General features: G+C 57.9%; 13 protein-coding genes. 7 read left to right on the forward strand and 6 right to left on the reverse strand.

The genetic code is table 11. From position 1 onward, the window contains the following. Window positions 1-230: 230 nt before the first annotated feature. The 3 genes from ACKUUJ_RS09565 to ACKUUJ_RS09575 are packed head-to-tail and all read right to left on the reverse strand — an operon-like array spanning window position 231 to window position 2,249. Window positions 231-1,202: a TlpA family protein disulfide reductase gene (locus ACKUUJ_RS09565; RefSeq protein WP_409065423.1), complete on the reverse strand. Its 972-nt coding sequence runs from the start codon at window positions 1,200-1,202 to the stop codon at window positions 231-233. A 29-nt stretch (window positions 1,203-1,231) separates the two neighbouring features. After that, window positions 1,232-2,134 carry a 4Fe-4S binding protein gene (locus ACKUUJ_RS09570; RefSeq protein WP_409065424.1) on the reverse strand — a complete coding sequence of 301 codons (903 nt, stop codon included), beginning with the start codon at window positions 2,132-2,134 and terminating at the stop codon, window positions 1,232-1,234. Further along, window positions 2,127-2,249, reverse strand: a complete 123-nt coding sequence (locus ACKUUJ_RS09575; protein WP_152068672.1) for a CD1871A family CXXC motif-containing protein — start codon at window positions 2,247-2,249, stop codon at window positions 2,127-2,129. The genes ACKUUJ_RS09570 and ACKUUJ_RS09575 overlap by 8 nt, the downstream gene beginning before the upstream one ends. A gap of 115 nt (window positions 2,250-2,364) precedes the next feature. Here ACKUUJ_RS09575 and ACKUUJ_RS09580 point away from each other — a divergent pair, with 115 nt between their 5' ends. From ACKUUJ_RS09580 to ACKUUJ_RS09595, 4 genes are all read left to right on the forward strand, one after another. After that, window positions 2,365-3,039 carry a response regulator transcription factor gene (locus tag ACKUUJ_RS09580; RefSeq protein ID WP_409065425.1) on the forward strand — a complete coding sequence of 225 codons (675 nt, stop codon included), beginning with the start codon at window positions 2,365-2,367 and terminating at the stop codon, window positions 3,037-3,039. Next, window positions 3,036-4,187, forward strand: a complete 1,152-nt coding sequence (locus ACKUUJ_RS09585; RefSeq protein WP_409065426.1) for an ATP-binding protein — start codon at window positions 3,036-3,038, stop codon at window positions 4,185-4,187. Before ACKUUJ_RS09580 ends, ACKUUJ_RS09585 begins: the two co-directional genes overlap by 4 nt. Window positions 4,188-4,254: 67 nt before the next feature. Then, window positions 4,255-5,259, forward strand: coding sequence for a helix-turn-helix transcriptional regulator (locus ACKUUJ_RS09590; protein WP_409065427.1), 1,005 nt, complete (start codon window positions 4,255-4,257; stop codon window positions 5,257-5,259). Window positions 5,260-5,415: 156 nt separating this feature from the next. Continuing rightward, window positions 5,416-9,786, forward strand: a complete 4,371-nt coding sequence (locus ACKUUJ_RS09595) for a hypothetical protein (RefSeq protein WP_409065428.1) — start codon at window positions 5,416-5,418, stop codon at window positions 9,784-9,786. 110 nt (window positions 9,787-9,896) lie between these two features. On the opposite strand, the gene ACKUUJ_RS09600 is transcribed toward ACKUUJ_RS09595, so the two are convergent. Further along, window positions 9,897-10,910: a hypothetical protein gene (locus ACKUUJ_RS09600; RefSeq protein WP_409065429.1), complete on the reverse strand. Its 1,014-nt coding sequence runs from the start codon at window positions 10,908-10,910 to the stop codon at window positions 9,897-9,899. 469 nt (window positions 10,911-11,379) lie between these two features. On the opposite strand from ACKUUJ_RS09600, the gene ACKUUJ_RS09605 reads away from it, so the two are divergent. The 3 genes from ACKUUJ_RS09605 (at window position 11,380) to ACKUUJ_RS09615 (ending at window position 17,005) form a co-directional block, all read left to right on the forward strand. Next, complete coding sequence (locus tag ACKUUJ_RS09605) at window positions 11,380-13,377, forward strand: type IIA DNA topoisomerase subunit B (protein WP_409065430.1); 1,998 nt, start codon at window positions 11,380-11,382, stop codon at window positions 13,375-13,377. A 45-nt stretch (window positions 13,378-13,422) separates the two neighbouring features. Beyond that, complete coding sequence (locus tag ACKUUJ_RS09610) at window positions 13,423-15,663, forward strand: DNA gyrase subunit A (RefSeq protein WP_409065431.1); 2,241 nt, start codon at window positions 13,423-13,425, stop codon at window positions 15,661-15,663. 247 nt (window positions 15,664-15,910) lie between these two features. Next, entirely contained in the window at window positions 15,911-17,005 is a 1,095-nt protein-coding gene (locus ACKUUJ_RS09615; RefSeq protein ID WP_409065432.1) for an ATP-binding protein, read from the forward strand. 108 nt (window positions 17,006-17,113) lie between these two features. On the opposite strand, the gene ACKUUJ_RS09620 is transcribed toward ACKUUJ_RS09615, so the two are convergent. Both ACKUUJ_RS09620 and ACKUUJ_RS09625 read right to left on the reverse strand, forming a co-directional pair. Continuing rightward, on the reverse strand, window positions 17,114-17,644 hold the full coding sequence (locus ACKUUJ_RS09620; RefSeq protein WP_390397105.1) for a flavodoxin family protein: 531 nt from the start codon (window positions 17,642-17,644) through the stop codon (window positions 17,114-17,116). Window positions 17,645-17,791: 147 nt separating this feature from the next. Beyond that, on the reverse strand, window positions 17,792-18,763 hold the full coding sequence (locus tag ACKUUJ_RS09625) for an alpha/beta hydrolase (protein ID WP_302012819.1): 972 nt from the start codon (window positions 18,761-18,763) through the stop codon (window positions 17,792-17,794). Between the last annotated feature and the right edge of the window lies 1 nt (window position 18,764).

An 18,764-nucleotide genomic window follows, 5' to 3' on the forward strand; every position in this document is an offset into this window, starting at 1 on the left:
CGCACTTGCCCGCTCTCCCCCGCCGTTCGTATTCGACGCGTTTGTCCTACTCTATCCCCATTTTTTGCCGGAGCCAGTGAGGAATGTAGGGAACCGCGCCAAAAAACGAACGGGACGACGCCCAAAAGAAGAGGTCCCGAGCGGGACCTCTGTATGGTGGAGATTATCTTGAAAGGCAGCGGACTACTCCGCACAGCGGCGCGCGATCCTCGCCATGCTTTACGCGTTTTCTACTGCTCGCTATTCGCAATCGCCTGGTCGATAAGCTTGTCGAGCGCTGCGCGCTGCTCAGCGGAGCTGATGGCTCCCACGATTGGATCCCCTACGATGTTGCCATTCTGATCGATGACATACGTTGTCGGGAACGAGAACAAATTTGACGTAAACTTACCGACCTCGCTATCCGACTTGAACCAGATGTTCTTATATGTCACGCCCTTCTTGCTCAGCACGTCCTTGGCATCTGCGATCTCGCCCTTGTTGCCATCGAGCGTAAAGGAATTGACGCCCACGACCTGGCCGCCCTTCTCGGCAAGCTCCTGATTCAGCTTCTCAAGATCGCCCAGCTCGCCCACGCACGGCTTGCAAGTAGTGAACCAGAAGTTCATGACGGTGACCTTGTTCTTAGAGAACAGCTCGTCGCTGTTCACGTCGTTGCCATCCAGGTCCTTGCCCGTAAAGCTGGGGAACTTCGTCGCCTCGCTCGAAGCATTGGCACCAGCCGTCATGCCAGCGGTCGAAGCGTCGACGCTCTCGCCTGCACTCGGCGTGCTTCCACAGCCGGGGAACTCCTTCTCCAGGCTCTCGAGCTTGTCCTCGATCTCCTTGATCTGCTGTGCACCGGCCTTGAGCGTCTTGAGCTCATCCGCCGTAAACTCATCCTTGGCGCCGTCGATGGTCTTGAGCAGGAAATCGCCGTAATTGCTGCCGTCCTCAATCATTGCCGAGTCTTTATTTGCCGCATTGAATACCTTTTCCCACAGCGCGTTATCACTCGAAAAGATCTCGTTCTCCTTCTGCATGAGCTTCGCATACAGCTCGGCGGCCTCGTCGGCATTGGCCGGCTTCTGCGCAGTGAGTTCTGCGATCTTAGGATCGGAGCTCGCAGATTCGCTCGCATTGCCGCCAGGTGCCGAGCACGCCACAAGACACAAGGCCAGCACCGGCACCATAAACAGGGCCGCAATCTTAGAAAGCTTCATAGTCATTCCTCCGTTTTGTCGAAGCTTGTTTACTTTTTATCGGCGGGCAAGGGAAGCTTTTCCGCCGGCACATCCAGGCCATAGCGATAGCTGATGGCATCGACGGGACAGGCCCCGATGCACTTTCCGCACCGGATGCATTCGGCATGATTGGGCGCGCGGACCACATCAACGTCCATCTGACAAGCCTTTGAGCACTTGCCGCACGAGACACATTTGCATGCGTCAACCCGAATCCCCAGTAGGGACACCCTATTCATGAGCGCATAGAATGCGCCGAGTGGACAAATCCATTTGCAGAAGGGGCGGTAGAACAAAACGCTCAGCACTACCACGGCAATGAGAACGGCAAGTTTCCAAGTAAAGAGCTGTCCCAACGCAGATCGAATGCCGGCATTGGCAATGGCCAGAGGAATGGCGCCCTCGAGCACACCCTGCGGACAGATGTACTTACAAAAGAACGGGTCGCCCATGCCCACGTCGTTAACCACCAAGACGGGCAGCAGCACCACGGCAAACAACAGCACGACGTACTTGATGTACGTGAGCGGCTTGAGCTTTTTCGTGGAGAACTTTTTGCCGGGAATCTTATGAAGCAGCTCCTGAAGCCAGCCAAACGGGCACAGAAAGCCGCATACAAAGCGTCCCAGCAGCACGCCGAGCAAAATGAGCGTACCGGTAACGTAGTAGGAGAAGTTGAACTTAGATGAACCCACCACCGACTGGAACGACCCGATGGGGCACGCACCCGATGCCGCGGGGCACGAATAGCAGTTAAGCCCGGGTACGCAGACTGTTTTTCCCGCGCCCTGATAGATGCCGCCTTTAGCAAAGTTTGGCAGGTGAATGTTGGTGATGAGCGTTGCCGCCGCCTGAATGAATCCGCGAATTCTGGCCAAAACATGCGACACGGTGTTTTTTCTTTTATCCAATTCCGATACACTCCAAGCACAGCCTAATCGCCTTGGCCAGCACGGCATCCGCCTCGCCACGCATAACGCCAAAGCACACCATGGCCACACCGACGATCAGCAACGCAACCTGCATTACAGGTTTTATCGCTTTGAACAACTTGACCACTCCTTTCGTCACGCGACCTATTGGACCATATCGACTATAAAATCCGTGTTAAGCGCGATTTGAAATGTGCAAGGAGACTGTTATGCGTATTTTGATCGTCGAGGACGAGCAGGCGCTGTGTGACGCAATCGCGCGCAGCTTGCGAAACTTGGCGTACAGCGTCGACTGCTGTCACGACGGGCAGGAGGCGCTCGACCTGCTGGACGTTGAGGCCTTCGACCTCGTGGTACTCGACCTCAACCTTCCCCGTATCGACGGCATGACCGTACTCAGGGAACTTAGGAAAACTGACTGCGAGACCAAAGTGCTGATTCTGTCCGCACGTGGCGAAGTATCCGATAAAGTCGCCGGACTCGATGCCGGCGCCAACGATTACCTCACCAAGCCGTTTCATCTGGACGAGCTTGCGGCAAGGATTCGCAGCCTTACCCTAAGACGCTTTACACAAAGCGACGTAGTTTTAACCTGCGGAAAGCTCAGCTTTGACACCAAGGCGCGCATCGCTTCCGTGGACAGCGAGGCTTTATCTCTTACGCGCAAGGAAACGGGAATCTTGGAATACCTGATGCTTAATCAGGGGCGTCCGGTAAGTCAAGAGGAGCTTATCGAGCACGTTTGGGATAACAGCGTGAACAGCTTTAGCAACGCAACCCGCGTTCACATCTCGTCACTCCGCAAAAAGCTGCGCAGCGCTTTGGGATACGACCCGATTCGTAATCGGATTGGAGAGGGCTACGTTATGGAGGATAGCGAATGAAAAGGCTTTCGCTGCAATGGCGCATAACGATTGTGACGGCACTGCTCACGTGTGCAGCATGCGTGCTGACGAACTGCCTGGTCGGCTATACGGGCATGCGCTACATGGATGCCATCGGCAGTAACATCTCGGCCTTTAACGCAACCGGCGAAGATTCGCCCCAGGCGTTCGACCCAACGAAAGCGGTCCCCGATGACAGGGTCACGATCGTCGTAAACGACGCACAGGAGTCTTTTGGCACGACAGCCTGGTACATCACGGCTGGAGTCACACTCCTTGGCGGCGTGCTGGCATACTTTGTGAGCGGCCGTGCACTCAAACCGCTACGGGATTTCGCCGCCCAGGTAGAGCGCGTGCAGCCTGACAACCTAAGCGAAATCAGACTCAGTGAAGATGTGCCCACCGAGCTACAACGATGCAGCGCCTCTTTCAACGACATGATCGCCCGTCTTGGCGAAGGATTCTCTGCACAGCGTCAGTTTACCGGCAACGCCGCACACGAGCTGCGCACCCCGCTCGCCCTTATGCAAGCACAGATTGAACTATTCATCTCCGAGCACTCCGGTTTGCAACCCGAAACAGCCGAGCTGCTCGGCCTGCTACAAGAACAAACCGAGCGCATGTCTCGAATGACCAAGGTATTGCTTGAGATGAGTGAGCTCCGCAGCATTCCTTGCGAGGACGATGTTGAACTCGGTCCCTTGTCCGAAGAGGTCCTCACTGACCTTGCGCCACTTGCCGAAAATAGGAGCATAGCCCTCAACTGTGCTGGAGACGCTTTAGTAATCGGGAGCGACACGCTCCTCTATCGGTTGCTGTTCAACCTGGCCGAAAACGCCATCCGTTACAGTCGCTCCGGCTCGACTGTCAATGTCTCCATCAGCGACAGCGACAGCCACGTGCTCCTGCGAGTCAAAGATGAGGGCCCGGGAATACCCAAGCAGTACCGAGAGAGCATCTTCCAGCCGTTCTTTCGTCTAGACAAATCCCGCAGCAGGGCATACGGCGGCGCAGGACTCGGGCTAGCGCTTGTTTGGGAGATTGCAGCACTTCACGGTGGCACGGTAGAGGTCGAAACAAGTTCCGAGAACGGGACTACCATGCTCGTAAGCCTTCCAAAACGATCCGCAGCGTTAACCGAGCAGTAAAACGAAAGGGGTCCCGAGCAACAGGAGTACAATTGCTGCATTGTTGCCACCTGATGGGAGATGGAAGATGGACTGCGATGGCCACCCGCGCATTCCCATGCCGTTGATGTGCACTGCCTTTGTGCCGGGCCAGATTGACGCTGCGGTTGCAGGCATTTCCGACCCCGATTCACGCACCATCGCCACGGCAGAAGCACTGTACTTTCGCGGACAGGCCACGCTCGCCGCCGAGACAGCACGCCCCTATCTTGACGCCACCGATCCCGCACTGCGCTATTCCGCATGCCTTATCTGCGGATACGCCAGTCTGTCGCTCAACCGTATCGCCGATGCTCGCCGTTGCCTTGCGGGCATCCTCGAAACGCCAACTGACGAGGAATCGCCCGCCGTCCACGCCACGCATATCCTGTTCGCCTCGGCCGCGAGCGTCCTGCTGCACTTGCCTTCCCCGTATTCCGCCGAAGAGTTTTATCCGCTTGCGGCGCATCTGCCCGAAGGTCTGCGCCTGTTCGCCAGCTACGTGATGGCGCATGCCCTGTATCTGCGCGGCGAATATGGCCGCAGCCTGGGCATGGCGGAAAATGCCCTGATCATGAAACAGGGAAGCTATCCCATCTCGGAAGTGTTCCTGCACCTGGCAGCTTCCATGGCATGCATGAGCCTCAAGGACATCGACGCCGCAAAAGCGCACTTCGGAGTTGCTTGGAACATTGCGCGCCCCGACGGCCTTATCGAGCTCATTGGCGAGCACCACGGCCTTTTACAGGGGCTCATCGAGACGTGCCTAAAAACGCAATATCCTGACGACTTCGCGCGCATCATCGAGATCACGTATCGATTCAGCTACGGTTGGCGGCGCATCCACAACCCCGATTCGGGCGAGGACGTGGCCGACGATCTAACGACCACGGAATTCACCATGGCCATGCTCGCCTGTCGTGGGTGGACCAACGCCGAAATCGCACGCCATATGGGAGTATCACCGGGCACCGTCAAAAACCGCCTATCCGGCGTATACGCAAAGCTTGGCATCGGCACACGCGCCGAACTGGTCGCGCATATGTTGCGTTAGCGACTGGGCTGCCCGGCGTAACGAAAGCGCTCCGGGGGCCCGACGCTTCGCTCGATTAATTTGGACATTTTGACCCTTGAACGGCACTACCGCCACGGGGCGACTTCTCGCAAAATTGGATTATTTCCACCGATACCTGCGGGATGGGAGCCAAAGATGCTTGATCGCCGTTCGTTACTTGTTGCCGGAGCATCCTCGCTGGCGAGCATTATGTTGCCGCGCGTGCCGGGAAGCGAAAATGCCTTCCTGCTGCCGTTCGCGCCCACCGCGGCCTATGCCGACGAAGAAGACCCCTTCAAGGTCCTGGTGCTCTCGCGCACCATGTTCGGTGTGGTCGTGGTCGACGTCGCCAACAAGAATATGCCCATCACGGGTGCTCAGGTCACGCTCACATCGCGCTATGCCGCAGGCAAGCAGCTCGCCGCCACGACCGATGACGAAGGCGCCGCCATCTTTGAGGTCGCACCGCTTTCGGAAGGCTACGTGGACGAGGAGACGCTTCTCGACGCGTACGACTTTAACGGCGGCATCTCCATTAGCATGGCGGGCTACCGTGATGTCGAGATTCCCCTTGCGCGTATCCAGGGCGGCACCGCCATAACCGCGCCCACGCGTCCGCTTTCCGACGGCGAGCCGTACTTCCGCCAGCTCACATTCGACGAATGGGACATCCAGTACGCCGACGCCACGTTTATGGCACTGCCGAAGGACGACGCCGGAAACGACCAACCCGACACGCACGCCTTTACCGTGCAGGCGCATCTGCCGCAGGGTGGACAGGCAACGCTGCACATCAACAAAGTGACGCCTGCCGCGGGCAGCTCACCCGAAACCGTCACGCAGATCGGTCAGATCAAGGCCAGCGCATCGGGCACGAATAATCTGGCGACGTTCACGCTCGAAGACAAGTTCCTCGATGCAGCGTCAAACCTTCTGGAAGAAGGGTGCAAGCTGCGCTTTGTCCTCGACTACCAGGGCAAAACCTACACGCTCTCATCCCCTATGGCCGTTGTTACCGCGCCGGCGGCAAAGGCGGAATCCGGATCGACCACTATCGTCCCCACTACCATGGACCAAGAGATCACTCCGTTTGATTTCCCGGCGGCGTTTCCCGGCATCGGCGGCAATAAGTTTACGTGCTGGATGCCCTCGTTCCCCATTTTGTTCGATTTCTCGTTTGCCGGATACGTGCTGTTTGGCGGAGGATACAAGCCGGTCGGCTACATGAACGATTCGGGCAATCCGGATCCGGAGTACTGGAAGAAGTCACCGCGCGAGTCGGGCACCAAGCAAGCAAACCGCTACCTCGACGAGATGGAGGGGAAGTGGAATCAGTACAAAAGCATGAGTGCCGGTTCGGGCACCGATCCAAGAAACACCAAGCTCCTTCGCCACCATTGCACGCTGCTGTTCACGATGGATATCGCCACACAGCTGTACGGCTCGCTCGCCTACGATTGGGTGGGCAAAACCTGGGGTAACAACAACGACCCCGCATACGGCAATATTAAGGCCCTCTTCCAGGTAAGAACCGACCTCAATTGGACCGAGCAGTTTACCCTAGGACCGGTGCCGTTTTTCCTAAACGTCAACCCCTGGGTGCTGGCGAAGCTGGCGCTCGCCGTGGGTGCCCACACGCACGGCAGCGGCGCGGCGTTTTTTAAAAACATTTCGCTCGACTTTTCAAACACCTCGGGCTCATTCACCATCCAGATCGGGCTTGCCGTCACCTTTGGCGCCGGCGTTGCAGGCGTCGCTTCGTCTGCCGTGCGCGGCGCCGCATCCCTCACGCTGTTCATTGGGTACGAGAAGGCAGATGGACACCAGCTTCCGCGACTGCGCGTAGGTGCAGACGTCGATGTCGATGTGATACTCCAGTTCGTAATGTTCAAGTGGACCACCAAGGCTTGGTCGGGGTCGTGGCCCACACTCCTCGATTCGTGGAATATGTCGGTGAACAATGGCAACCAGTATGTGCTCCAGCGCTCTGAGCTCGCATTGGGTGGAGATACGCCTTACACGTTGGATGCCCGCTTCGGCACGCCCGGCAACATCAAGGCGGGCGGCGTGCCGCAATTTATCGCATCGGCCACCATCGTCACCAACGCCGAGCTGCTCGCACGCGCCGAGGTTAAGGCCACTGCCGTAAACGTCGCGCCTGTCGTGCGCGATTGGGATCAAGCGGTCACGTGCATTGAGCTCGAGGCGGATGCAGAAAGCGACGACACGGGACAGGTCGAGCATTTCGTCCACGCACTGATAGACAACGACGAAAACGCCGCGCCGATGTATGAGTACACCCATATCAGGCAGGCGGCGAACGCCGTTGCATACCCCAACACCAATTCTGCTGGTGTATCGGAGGACGAGCGTGGCGGCATCAAGCCCTCGAGCGACAACGTGCTGTTTACTGGCGTGCTCAGCGAAGCCCACATGAAGCTGGCAATGATTGCCGGCGTAGAATGCCTGTTCCGTATCGCCTCGGTGCGCTACGGCGACAATGGCCGCTCGCGCCTGGTGGTGCACACAAAGGCAAACGGCACGTGGTCCGCCCCCATGCCCGTGGACTTTCCCCTTGGGTTTGGCGAGAACGACGTGGAGCGCGACGGAATATACGATTACGACTTCGACGTGGTGGAATATACGGACGGAAGAGGAAACCAGGACGCCTACGTGTTGCTGGTCTCGGGCGAGCGCCGCGACGGCGACAACACCCTTTTCGATGCGGCGAGCACATCCGGCATACTGTCCGTTGTGCGCCTGCGCATAAGCAACGGCGGAGTTCGCGTGGTGTCGCATACGTCATGGCGCAGCATTTCGCGCGGCCGCCTGCAAGAGGATGGCTACCATTGCCTGCAGTGCCCGCGCATCACGGTGGGCAAGACGCTGGTCGACGGACGTCTGTCGGGTGCCTACCTCCACCGCCGCGGAACCACCGCAGAAAAGGCGCTCGGCAGCGAGGCCGAGGTTGCGCTGGAGTGCTTTACCCTGTGGCCGGACGTTTCGGGCGATAGCCTGACGTTCCGCCAAGTTCTCCGCTTTCCACAAGCACCGTCGAGTATCGAGCTGGGCGAGCCCGTAAATATCAACGGCAAAATGGTGGTGCCCGTTGCGTACGAGACTGCAGACGGTTGCGGCTGCGCATCGTATGCCGTGATCGGCCAGTCCATTGCGGGCTGGGGCGTTATGCCACCAGACGCCACGGTACCCCGTGCGGTGCCGTGGCCACAACATTCGGGCTTTTTGGCAACCGTCAACGAACAGCTGCAGCATATTACTTGGACGCGAAGCGCATCGGCATTTGCAACGCAGCCCGTGGGCGCCGCAGGCTGTGGCCCGGCATCGTTTAGCGTAAGCAACAACGGCAGGTGCGTGCTCTATGTAGAGAATACCGATGGCAAGGTGGGACAAACCTACGACGAAGAAGGCAACCCGGTAGCAGTAATGGGCAAGCACTTCCGCATCTTCGCCAGCACCTTGGCAGGCGATCTGTTCACGGAGCCGTTCGTGATGTGCGAGCTGGACCATCCCGTCGATCAGATAACGACATTTTTTACGTCGGGAGGCATGCTCTCCGCGCTCGCCACGCACATTGTGAGCGCGGAGAAGAGCGAGGCAGAGCTGCACGGCATCGAAGTACCCTTGGTGGCATGCGCGACGCCGACAGGCGCGGTCGCCACCTCGGGCGCGGTGGTGCCCGGAGCAGCAGGCGAATCCTTCATGGTCACGGTGCGAAACGACGGCAACACCTTGCTGACCGCCGGCACGATCGATCTGTACCGAGAGGGCTCCAGCCAGCCGTTCTCCAGCGCTTCCATCGGATTCGGACTGAACGCACGCATGGCTTCAATCTACGATCCAGAGCTTGCCGAGGACGCTTCGGCCAACGACATGGCACACGTGAAGTACGCGCTCGAGACGCTGGACGCACGTTTTGCAACGCACCCGCTGGTAGCCGACAACGGCAACGCCGTGCTGGCACCGGGTTGCACGGCACAGTTCCGCATGAGCTTCGCCATCCCCGAGAGCTGGAGCGACGAAGTAGGCAAACGCGTAACGCTGTATGCGAAGGCGCGTAATCTGGTGGCGCTCGATCCCGTAACGCTCGAGGAAATTCGACCGGGCGCGAACTCGGCACTGGGTGCCGTACTGCACGAGCTTCATGTGCCCGACGCGTCATGCGAACGCTCAGAAGTTCAGGTCGGCGTATGCGACAGCGCGGATACGACAGGACTTCACGACGCCCCGATGACCGTGGACGGCGATGGCGGCTCGAGCGGCGGCGGTTCCGGCACGGGAGGCAGCTCCGGTGGCGGCAGCAGCTCTGGCAGCGGCAAGGACCACGGCAATAACAAGCGCTCCGGAAAAGCGGGCGCGCTTGCGGGCACGGGCGATGTCAACGCTCCCCTTACGGCAGCCGCTGCAGCACTCGCCGCAGCCGGCGCCGGCCTCGTCACCTACAGCGCCCGCCGCACGGGGCTCGAAAAAGATACCGCCAATGAGGGCAGTTCGGATAGGCCTCGCTAGCTTCTAGTTACTTTTGTGAGAGACGCCAACTCGGCTCATCGAACATCAAAATGGGCTGGCCCCGATAACTCGGAGCCAGCCCTGAGTCGCCTGACGTGAGAATCGCGGCGTTATTTGAGCTTCAGTGCCTCCATCATGGGCACGGCGGCGTCCCAGTCGATCTTCCAGCCGATCGACACACGAACGGTCTCGCCCGTCGCGGGAGCCGTCGCAAACAGCGTATGACCGTTGTCGGGACCGGTAAAGCGCAGCCACGTTATGCCGTTATACTCGACCTGGTCTGTTGTCGTCTCCTTGCCTTCGTAGACCTGCTCCAGGCTCGCAACCTCTTCCTCCGGCGAGCGCGGGAAGATGCTGATGTTCAGGCGTCCTCCAGTCTCGTCGTGGAAGAAGTTTGCCTTTTCATGCTCTTCGTTGGACGAATCCAGCGTGTACCCATCGGCGGCCTCGATACTGTACGATGCACAATCGATGCCGGTCATATTGGCCGCGTCACCAGAATCGGCCACACCGCCGGCAGCCTTGAACTCCTTGGTCTCGCACCCCGTGGTGTCAAAGTGCATGGCTTCGTGATTCTTGGCGGGGGCGTAAGCGTCTACGAACTCGACAGTGATGGGCCCGTAGTACGCCGTCTTGGGCGCCCAGAAATACACGTACTCAACGGTCTCGCCCGGACCGATATCTGGCCTCTCGGAAAGGTCAATTCCCTTGTGCAGATCATCGGGAGCTTCGCTTGCGACGTAGTCGAGCACGGCCGCCTTGCCGGAAGTAAACAACGGGTCGCCTGCCTCAAGATCGCCCTGGGCAGCATGCACGTTAAAGGAACTGAACGTCCTGTTCTTTGTGTTGTTGTTGGTAATCTTGATGTGCAGGTAAAAGCCGTCCTGCAGCTTGGCGTCGCCGCGATAGAACGTACCGTGAGCCACCGACTCATAGGTAATGCCTGCCACCTCGACCGTCTGCGACTCATAGGCCTTGGGCTTCTCGGTCTTCTCCTGCACGGGCGCGCTGCCACCCGAGCCACTCGGCGCATTACCGCCGCAGCCGGCAAGCGTACACGCCAGCACAGCCGAAAGCGTCACGGTGGGAATTCCTAACAGCAGCTTCTTCGTCATGGGCTTCATCATCCTCACCGCTCCTTTCGGCTTGTAGCTCATCCGTTGCCCAAGGCCTTCGTCGTCCCGTGGCATCGGCTTCCACTATGAGCGTATGACGAAACACGGCGCCGGCAAAGTGACCCGTGGCCCAAATAACGACCCGACAGCGTTCCTTATGGGCCAAAGGGACTCGCACACGCACGCCCGTGGCCCATAAAAAGAGACGCCTGTCCCAATGTCCGATTCAATCCAACAATCCGCATGGCACGTTTTTGACAAACGCATCCAACCGCAAGCGCAGCAGGACGCATTCGACCGCTTTCAAACTTACTCGGACAGAACCGACTCGGTTTCGTCCAAGTAAACGCTGTTCCACCAAATTCCGAACGATTGTTCGATGGATTTCGTGTTGGTTGGAATCGCCCAAGGGCTGGGCTATGCTACCTTGACTATCTATATGACTAAAACGCAGCAAACGAGCACCGAGAGAGCGAGTATGGCAAAAAACACCGCAAACTATGGTAACGACAGTATCCGCCAGCTCAAGGACGAGGAGCGCGTACGCCTGCGCCCCGCCGTTATCTTTGGCTCGGACGGACTCGATGGCTGCGCGCATGCCGCCTTCGAGATCCTGTCCAACGCCGTTGACGAGGCGCGCCAGGGCTACGGCAAGCTCATCACCCTTACCGCCTTTCGCGATGGTTCCATTCAGGTAGAGGACAATGGCCGCGGCTGCCCGCTCGACTGGAACCCCTCCGAGAAGCGCTTTAACTGGGAGCTCGTCTTTTGCGAGCTCTACGCCGGCGGCAAATACAACAACAACCAGGGCGGCGACTACGACTTCTCGCTCGGTACCAACGGCCTAGGCTCGTGCGCGACCCAGTACGCCTCCGAATACATGGACGTCACGGTTTGGCGCGACGGCAACAAGTACTCCCTGCACTTTAAGAAAGGCAAGGTGGTCGGCGCCAAAAAGAAGGCACTCGAGATTGAGCCCAGCGACGAAGACCGTACCGGCACCACCATCAAGTGGCGTCCCGATCTTGAGGTCTTTACCTCGATCAGCATTCCCCACGATTGGTATCGCGAGACCATGCGCCGTCAGGCCGTGGTCAACGCCAACGTGACCTTCCGCCTGCGTATTGAGGGCGACGATGGCGAATTTACCGAAGAGGACTTCTGCTATCCCAAGGGCATCGAGGACTACGTGCTCGAGAAGGTCGGTACCGACTACCTCACCGAGCCCTTCTTTATCGAGGCCGACCGTCGCGGTCGCGACCGTGAAGACCTGCCCGATTACAACGTAAAAATCACTGCTTGCATGTGCTTCTCGCGCACCTTCACGATGCAAGAGTACTACCACAACTCATCGTGGCTCGAGAACGGCGGTTCGCCCGAGAAGGCCGCCCGCAGTGCTCTGACCAGCGCCATCGATGCTTACATTAAGCAACAGGGCAAGTACAACAAAAACGAGAGCGGCATCAAATGGCAGGACGTCCAGGACTGCCTGGTGCTGGTGACCAACTGTTTCTCCACCCAAACGTCCTACGAAAACCAGACCAAGAAGGCCATCAATAACCGCTTTATCCAGCAGGCTATGACGGCCTTCTTTAAGGAGCGCCTTTCGACCTACTTGATCGAGAACAAAGACGCCGCCAACAAGATCATGGAGCAGGTGCTCATCAACAAGCGCTCGCGCGAGAACGCCGAGAAGACGCGTCAGAGCATCAAGACCAACCTGCAGCAGAAGACCGACATGGCCAACCGCGTGCAGAAGTTCATCGACTGCCGCTCCAAGGACAAAAGCCGCCGCGAGATCTACATCGTAGAGGGCGACTCGGCAGCAGGCGCCATTCGCACCTCGCGCGATGCCGAGTTCCAGGGCGTTATGCCCGTCCGCGGTAAGATCCTCAACTGCCTGAAGGAGGATTATCCGCGCATCTTTAAGTCCGACATCATCATGGACCTTATGCGCGTGCTGGGCTGCGGTGTGGAGATCAAGGACAAGCGCATCAAGAACCTGGGCGCCTTTGACCTGGACAACCTCAACTGGAACAAGGTCATCATCTGTACGGACGCCGACGTCGACGGTTATCACATCCGCACGCTCGTGCTCACCATGCTCTATCGTCTGGTGCCCACGCTTATCGACGAGGGCTACGTGTATATCGCCGAGTCGCCGCTCTACGAGATCAACTGCAAAGAGAAGACCTACTTTGCCTACACCGAGCTCGAGAAGAACGGCATCCTTAAGGAGATCGGCGACCAAAAGTGCTCGATCAACCGCTCCAAGGGTCTTGGTGAGAACGATCCGGACATGATGTGGCTCACCACCATGAACCCCGAGACGCGCCGCCTGATCAAGGTGGAGCCCGAGGACGTCACCAAGATGGAAACCATGTTCAACCTGTTGCTTGGCAACGACGAGGCAGGCCGCAAGCGCCATATCTCCGAGCACGGCAAGGAATACCTGGACCAGCTGGACCTGCAGTAGCAGCAAATCGATAACGACGGCCCATAAGAAGTTCAAGAGGAAATCGTGGCAAAGAAGAAGACGAAGAACCAGCCAAAGAAAAAGCAGGTCAACGCCGAAAACGTCATCGGCCTGCACTCCGAGGTCACCGACCAGCCGATCACGCAGACGCTCGAGGTCAACTACATGCCCTACGCCATGAGCGTCAACGTCTCGCGTGCGTTCCCCGAGATCGACGGCTTTAAGCCCTCGCACCGCAAGCTGCTCTACACCATGTACAAGATGGGTCTGCTCAAGGGCGAGCGCCAGAAGAGCGCCAACATCGTGGGCCAGACCATGAAGCTCAACCCGCACGGCGATGCCGCGATCTACGAGACGATGGTGCGCCTGGCGACGGGCAACGAAGCGCTGCTTGCGCCCTTCGTGGAGTCGAAGGGCAACTTTGGCAAGTACTATTCGGGCGACCTGAGCTACGCCGCCTCGCGTTATACCGAAGCCAAGCTCTCCCCCATCAGCGCCGAGATCTTCAAGGACATCGACAAGGACCCGGTCGACTTCGTCGACAGCTACGACGGTGCCATGAAGGAGCCGCGCCTGCTGCCCACCACGTTCCCCAATATCCTCGTCTCGGCCAACAAGGGCATCGGCGTCGCCATGGCGTCCGACATCTGCGGTTTCAACCTCAACGAGGTCTGCACCGCCACCATGCACTACCTGCAGGATCCCGACTGCGACCTGCTCGAGTACATGCCCATGCCTGACTTCTCGACCGGCGGCGAAATTATCTACCGCCGCGAGGAGATGGAGAAGATCGTCGAGACCGGCCTTGGCAGCTTCCAGATCCGCTCCCGCTGGCGCTGGATTCCCGAAGAGCGCATCATCGAGGTCTACGAGATCCCCTACACCACCAAGACCGATGTCATCATCGAGCGCATCGTCAAGCTTTCCAAAGAGGGCAAGGTCAAGGAGATTGCCGACATCCGCGACGAAACCGACCTCTCGGGTTTGCGCATCGCCATCGACCTTAAGCGCGGCGTCGACCCCGACAAGCTTATGGCCAAGCTCTATCGCTCGACCACGCTGCAGGATTCGTTCTCGTGCAACTTCAACGTGCTCGTCGACGGCTATCCCCGTGTCATGGGCGTGCGCCAGATCCTGCACGAGTGGGTCAAGTGGCGTATTGAGTCCACGCGTCGCCGCATTAACTTTGACCTGGGCAAAAAGTCCGAGCGCCTGCACCTGCTGCACGGCCTCGAGGCGATCTTGCTCGACATCGACAAGGCGATCGCCATCATCCGTGGCACCAAGCTCGAGGCCGAGGTCGTGCCCAACCTTATGCGCGGCTTCGACATCGACGAGACCCAGGCCGAATTTGTTGCCGAGCTCAAGCTCCGCAACATCAACGAGGAGTACATCCTCAACCGCACCAAGGACATCGCTAAGCTTGAGGGCGAGATTGCCGAGCTTGAGGAAATCCTCTCCAGCGAGGAGAACATCAAGAAGGTCATCAGCGACGAGCTGGCCGCAGTCAACAAGAAATATGTGATGCCGCGCCGCACGGGCAGGATTGAGCCCCATGAGGTTATCGAGGTGAGCCTGGAGCCCGAGGTCGAGGAATATCCGGTTACCATCATGCTCTCGCGCGATGGCTACCTTAAGAAGATGACGGACCGCGTACTCAAGAAGGCGACCACGCTCAAGTACAAGGACGGCGACAAACCCTTTATCGAGTTCCCGTCCTCCAACACCCACGAGCTGCTCGTGTTTACCAACAAGAGCCAGGTGTACAAGTGCAAGGTTGCGGCGTTTGAGGACACCAAGTCGGCCCAGCTGGGCTCGTACCTGCCGACCGATCTTGAGATGGAACCCGACGAGAATGTCATCTGGGTCATCGACCCCGAGGACTACAAGGCCGACGTGCTGTTTGTCTTTGAGAACGGCCGCGTGGTGCGCGTCGCACTTTCCGGATACGTTACCAAGACCAACCGCAAACGTCTCAAGAACGCTATCTACGGTGGCAGCAAGCTGCTGTATGCCCAGGTGCTCAAGGAAGATCGCGACATCGCGCTGGTCTCGAGCGACTACCGCCTGATGAACTTCAACACGTCGTTGCTCAAGACCAAGACGACCACCAACACGCAGGGCGTCCAGGCCCTTACGGCCAAGAAGGGCCGCTCGGTCACCACGGTCGGCACGACCGAGGAGATTCTTGGCGCCGGCGTCTCGGCCGAAAAGTTCACCGCGCAGAGCCTTCCCTCTGCCGGTGCCCTCATGAAGGAAAACGACATGCCGAGCTTGTTTGACTAGGTACCACGGCAACGAGATCGTTAGATACTTCGCAAAGCGACGAGGCCCGGAACGCAACGGCATTGCGCCCGGGACTCGTCGTTTTTCTTCTCAACTATTTTTTAACGCAGATAAATTGATTTCTGCTTATTTTTCTGCGTAAAAAATGTCAGCGCCACTGCTTCGATGCCCTTTGGTCAGTCGTTAGCAAAACTTGCAAAAGATAGCAAAACTTGCAAAAATTAGCAAAACTTGCAAAGGAGCTACCATGGAGTACAGCAAGAACCCCTTTACCCCGACGTTCGGAAGCGTCCCTCCCTTTCTAGCGGGTCGCGAGCATATCCTGCGTGACATCAACCGTGGCTTCATCAACGGCCCGGGAGATCCCAACCTGTCAACCATTTTTACTGGCGCAAGGGGAACGGGCAAAACGGCGCTTCTCTCGCTCCTTTCAGAAACGGCGCTTGAACACGGCTGGATCGCAGCAAATGTCTCCGCCATGCCAGGCATGCTCGAAGATATTATCGAGCGAACCAAAGAAGCCGCAGATAGCTACCTCTCACAGCCTCACGCGCGCATAAACGGTGTTCAAATTGGCCCAGTGGGCATCGATTGGACATATGCTCAAGAGGCTCAGGGCAACTGGCGCACGCGCATGAATGGCATCTTTAAGCAACTCGAAAAACATGACATCGGACTTCTCATCACCATTGATGAAGTCACAGTAGATCTCGAAGAAATGCTTCAATTTGCCTCTGTTTACCAGCACTTTGTACGCGAAGGTAAAAAAGTTGCCCTACTCATGGCAGGACTGCCCTACAAAGTATCGGCGTTGCTGCGTAACGATTCCGTCTCGTTCCTCAGGCGTTCCCAATATCATCAGTTAGGACGAATCACTGACGTTGAAATTGCAAACGCATTCCGCAAAACCGTTGAGGCCGGAGGCCGCTCAATCACGCCAGAAGCGCTCGAGGATGCCGTGAAGGCCGTCGACGGATTTCCCTATATGATGCAGCTCGTCGGATATCGCACATGGGATGTTTCGGAGAACTCGCCCAAAATCAGTGCACCTGATGTACAGCAGGGTTCTCTGCTTGCCCGCATGGAGCTGCGCGATCGAATTCTCGAAACGACCTATCGGGAGCTTTCCGATAAAGACCTTGAGTTTTTGCTCGCGATGCTGCCCGATTCTGGCCCCAGCAGGGTCTCGGAGATAGCCAAACGCATGGGCGTCGCCAGCAACTACGCAAGCCAATACAAACGCCGCCTCCTGGAGGACGGCGTCATCGGAGAGCGCGGGCGTGGTCTCGTTGGCTTTGACATCCCCGCGTTCAGGGAATTCTTGAACGAGAAGGCGTTTTAGCACACCGGAATTGTCCGCTGGAGCATCGTTGCATGGCAATCAGCAATCCTCTTGGTAAGGGCAGCAAGCATTTCCGCCAACGCTGATTGCCATGCGCTCCTCTTGTCCTTAGGCGAGCTTGCGGGCGAGCTCTCGCACCCCTTCCAACTTGGGCGAGGATGCCATGCTGTCGCGCTCGGTCATACCGCTGATGGTGACAATGCCCTGGTCCTCCCACTTGCAGTACGCGCAGGTTGACTTGTACATGGCGATCGCCGCGTCATAGACGCCCTCGCTGTGGCTATCGAGCAAAAGGGCCGTCTTGGTGAACGGGAAGCCCGTAGCACCGAAGGCGTACAGGCGATCGATGGCGGCCTTCTCCTGCGCAGTGATATCAAACCAGTAGATAGGCGAAGCGAAGACAACCATGTCGGCGCCTTTCAGCGACTCGATCACGTCGGCCATGTCGTCCTTCTGCACGCAAGTGCCCTCATGGGTAAAGCAGTACTGGCATCCCAGACAACCAGCGATCTTTTTGCCGGCAACGCGGACGACCTCGACCGTATTACCGCCCTCGCGCGCGGTCTCGGCAAACGCCTCGACCATGGTGTCGGTATTGGCGCCCTTGCGCGGGCTGCCACTCAATACAACGATATTCATAAGAATCTCCCTCCTTTATGCCGCAGGCGCGCGGCATATTTTTTGTTTTAACCAAAACAGATGGAGTTATTCAATCGCCTCGTTTCAGCTACTCCCACTCTTTAGAAGAATCGTTGCTGGAGACTTGCCATTAAATCAAGGCGCGCCTTATTTCAGGTATTCCTCAAAGAATGCCTTCAGCTTTCCAAACGGAATGATGTCCATCTGATCGTAAAGGTCGGTGTGGCTGGCACCAGGGATAATGAGCAATTCCTTGTTGTCCCCCGTCAGCTTGCTGTACGCAGTTTCGCTGAAATAGCGGGAGTGCGCCTTCTCGCCATGCACCAGCAGTACCGCAGAGCGAATTTCGCTGCTGTATTGCAAAATCGGCATATTCAGGAACGACAGCGAGGACGTCACATTCCAGCCACCGTTGGAGTTCAGGCTGCGGGGATGATAGCCTCGCGGAGTTTTGTAGTAGGCGTAATAGTCCGCTACAAACTGCGGCGCATCCTCCGGTAGCGGATCGACCACGCCGCCCGCCAGCGCATAGCTGCCGTTTTTATAGTCCTCGGTGCGCTGCGCGTTCAGCGCTTTCCGCTTTTCAAAGCGCGCCTGCTCGGAATCCTCGGCGTCAAAATAGCCGTTTGCGGTCACGCGGGTCATATCGTACATGGTCATAGCCGCGGTAGCTTTGATACGGGTGTCGATGGCCGCCGCATTGACTGCCATGCCGCCCCAACCGCAGATACCGATGATGCCGATACGCTCCGGGTCAACGCTTTCCTGCACAGAGAGGAAATCCACCGCTGCGCAGAAGTCCTCGGTGTTGATGTCCGGCGATGCTACATAGCGGGGTGTGCCGCCGCTCTCGCCGGTATAGGACGGGTCAAAGGCAATTGCAAAAAAGCCCAACTCCGCCATTTTCTGCGCGTACAGACCGGAGGACTGCTCCTTCACCGCGCCAAAAGGGCCGCTGACGGCGATGGCGGGCAGCTTGCCTTCCGCGTTCTTAGGCACGTAGACGTCAGCCACCAGCGTGATGCCGTATCGGTTATGGAAGGTCGCCTTGCTGTGCTCAACCTTGTCGCTTTTGGGAAATACTTTGTCCCATTCCTGCGTCAGATTCAACTGTTCCATA

The sequence above is a fragment of the Collinsella sp. wc0583 genome (genome assembly GCF_046116915.1).
GTDB lineage: Bacteria > Actinomycetota > Coriobacteriia > Coriobacteriales > Coriobacteriaceae > Collinsella.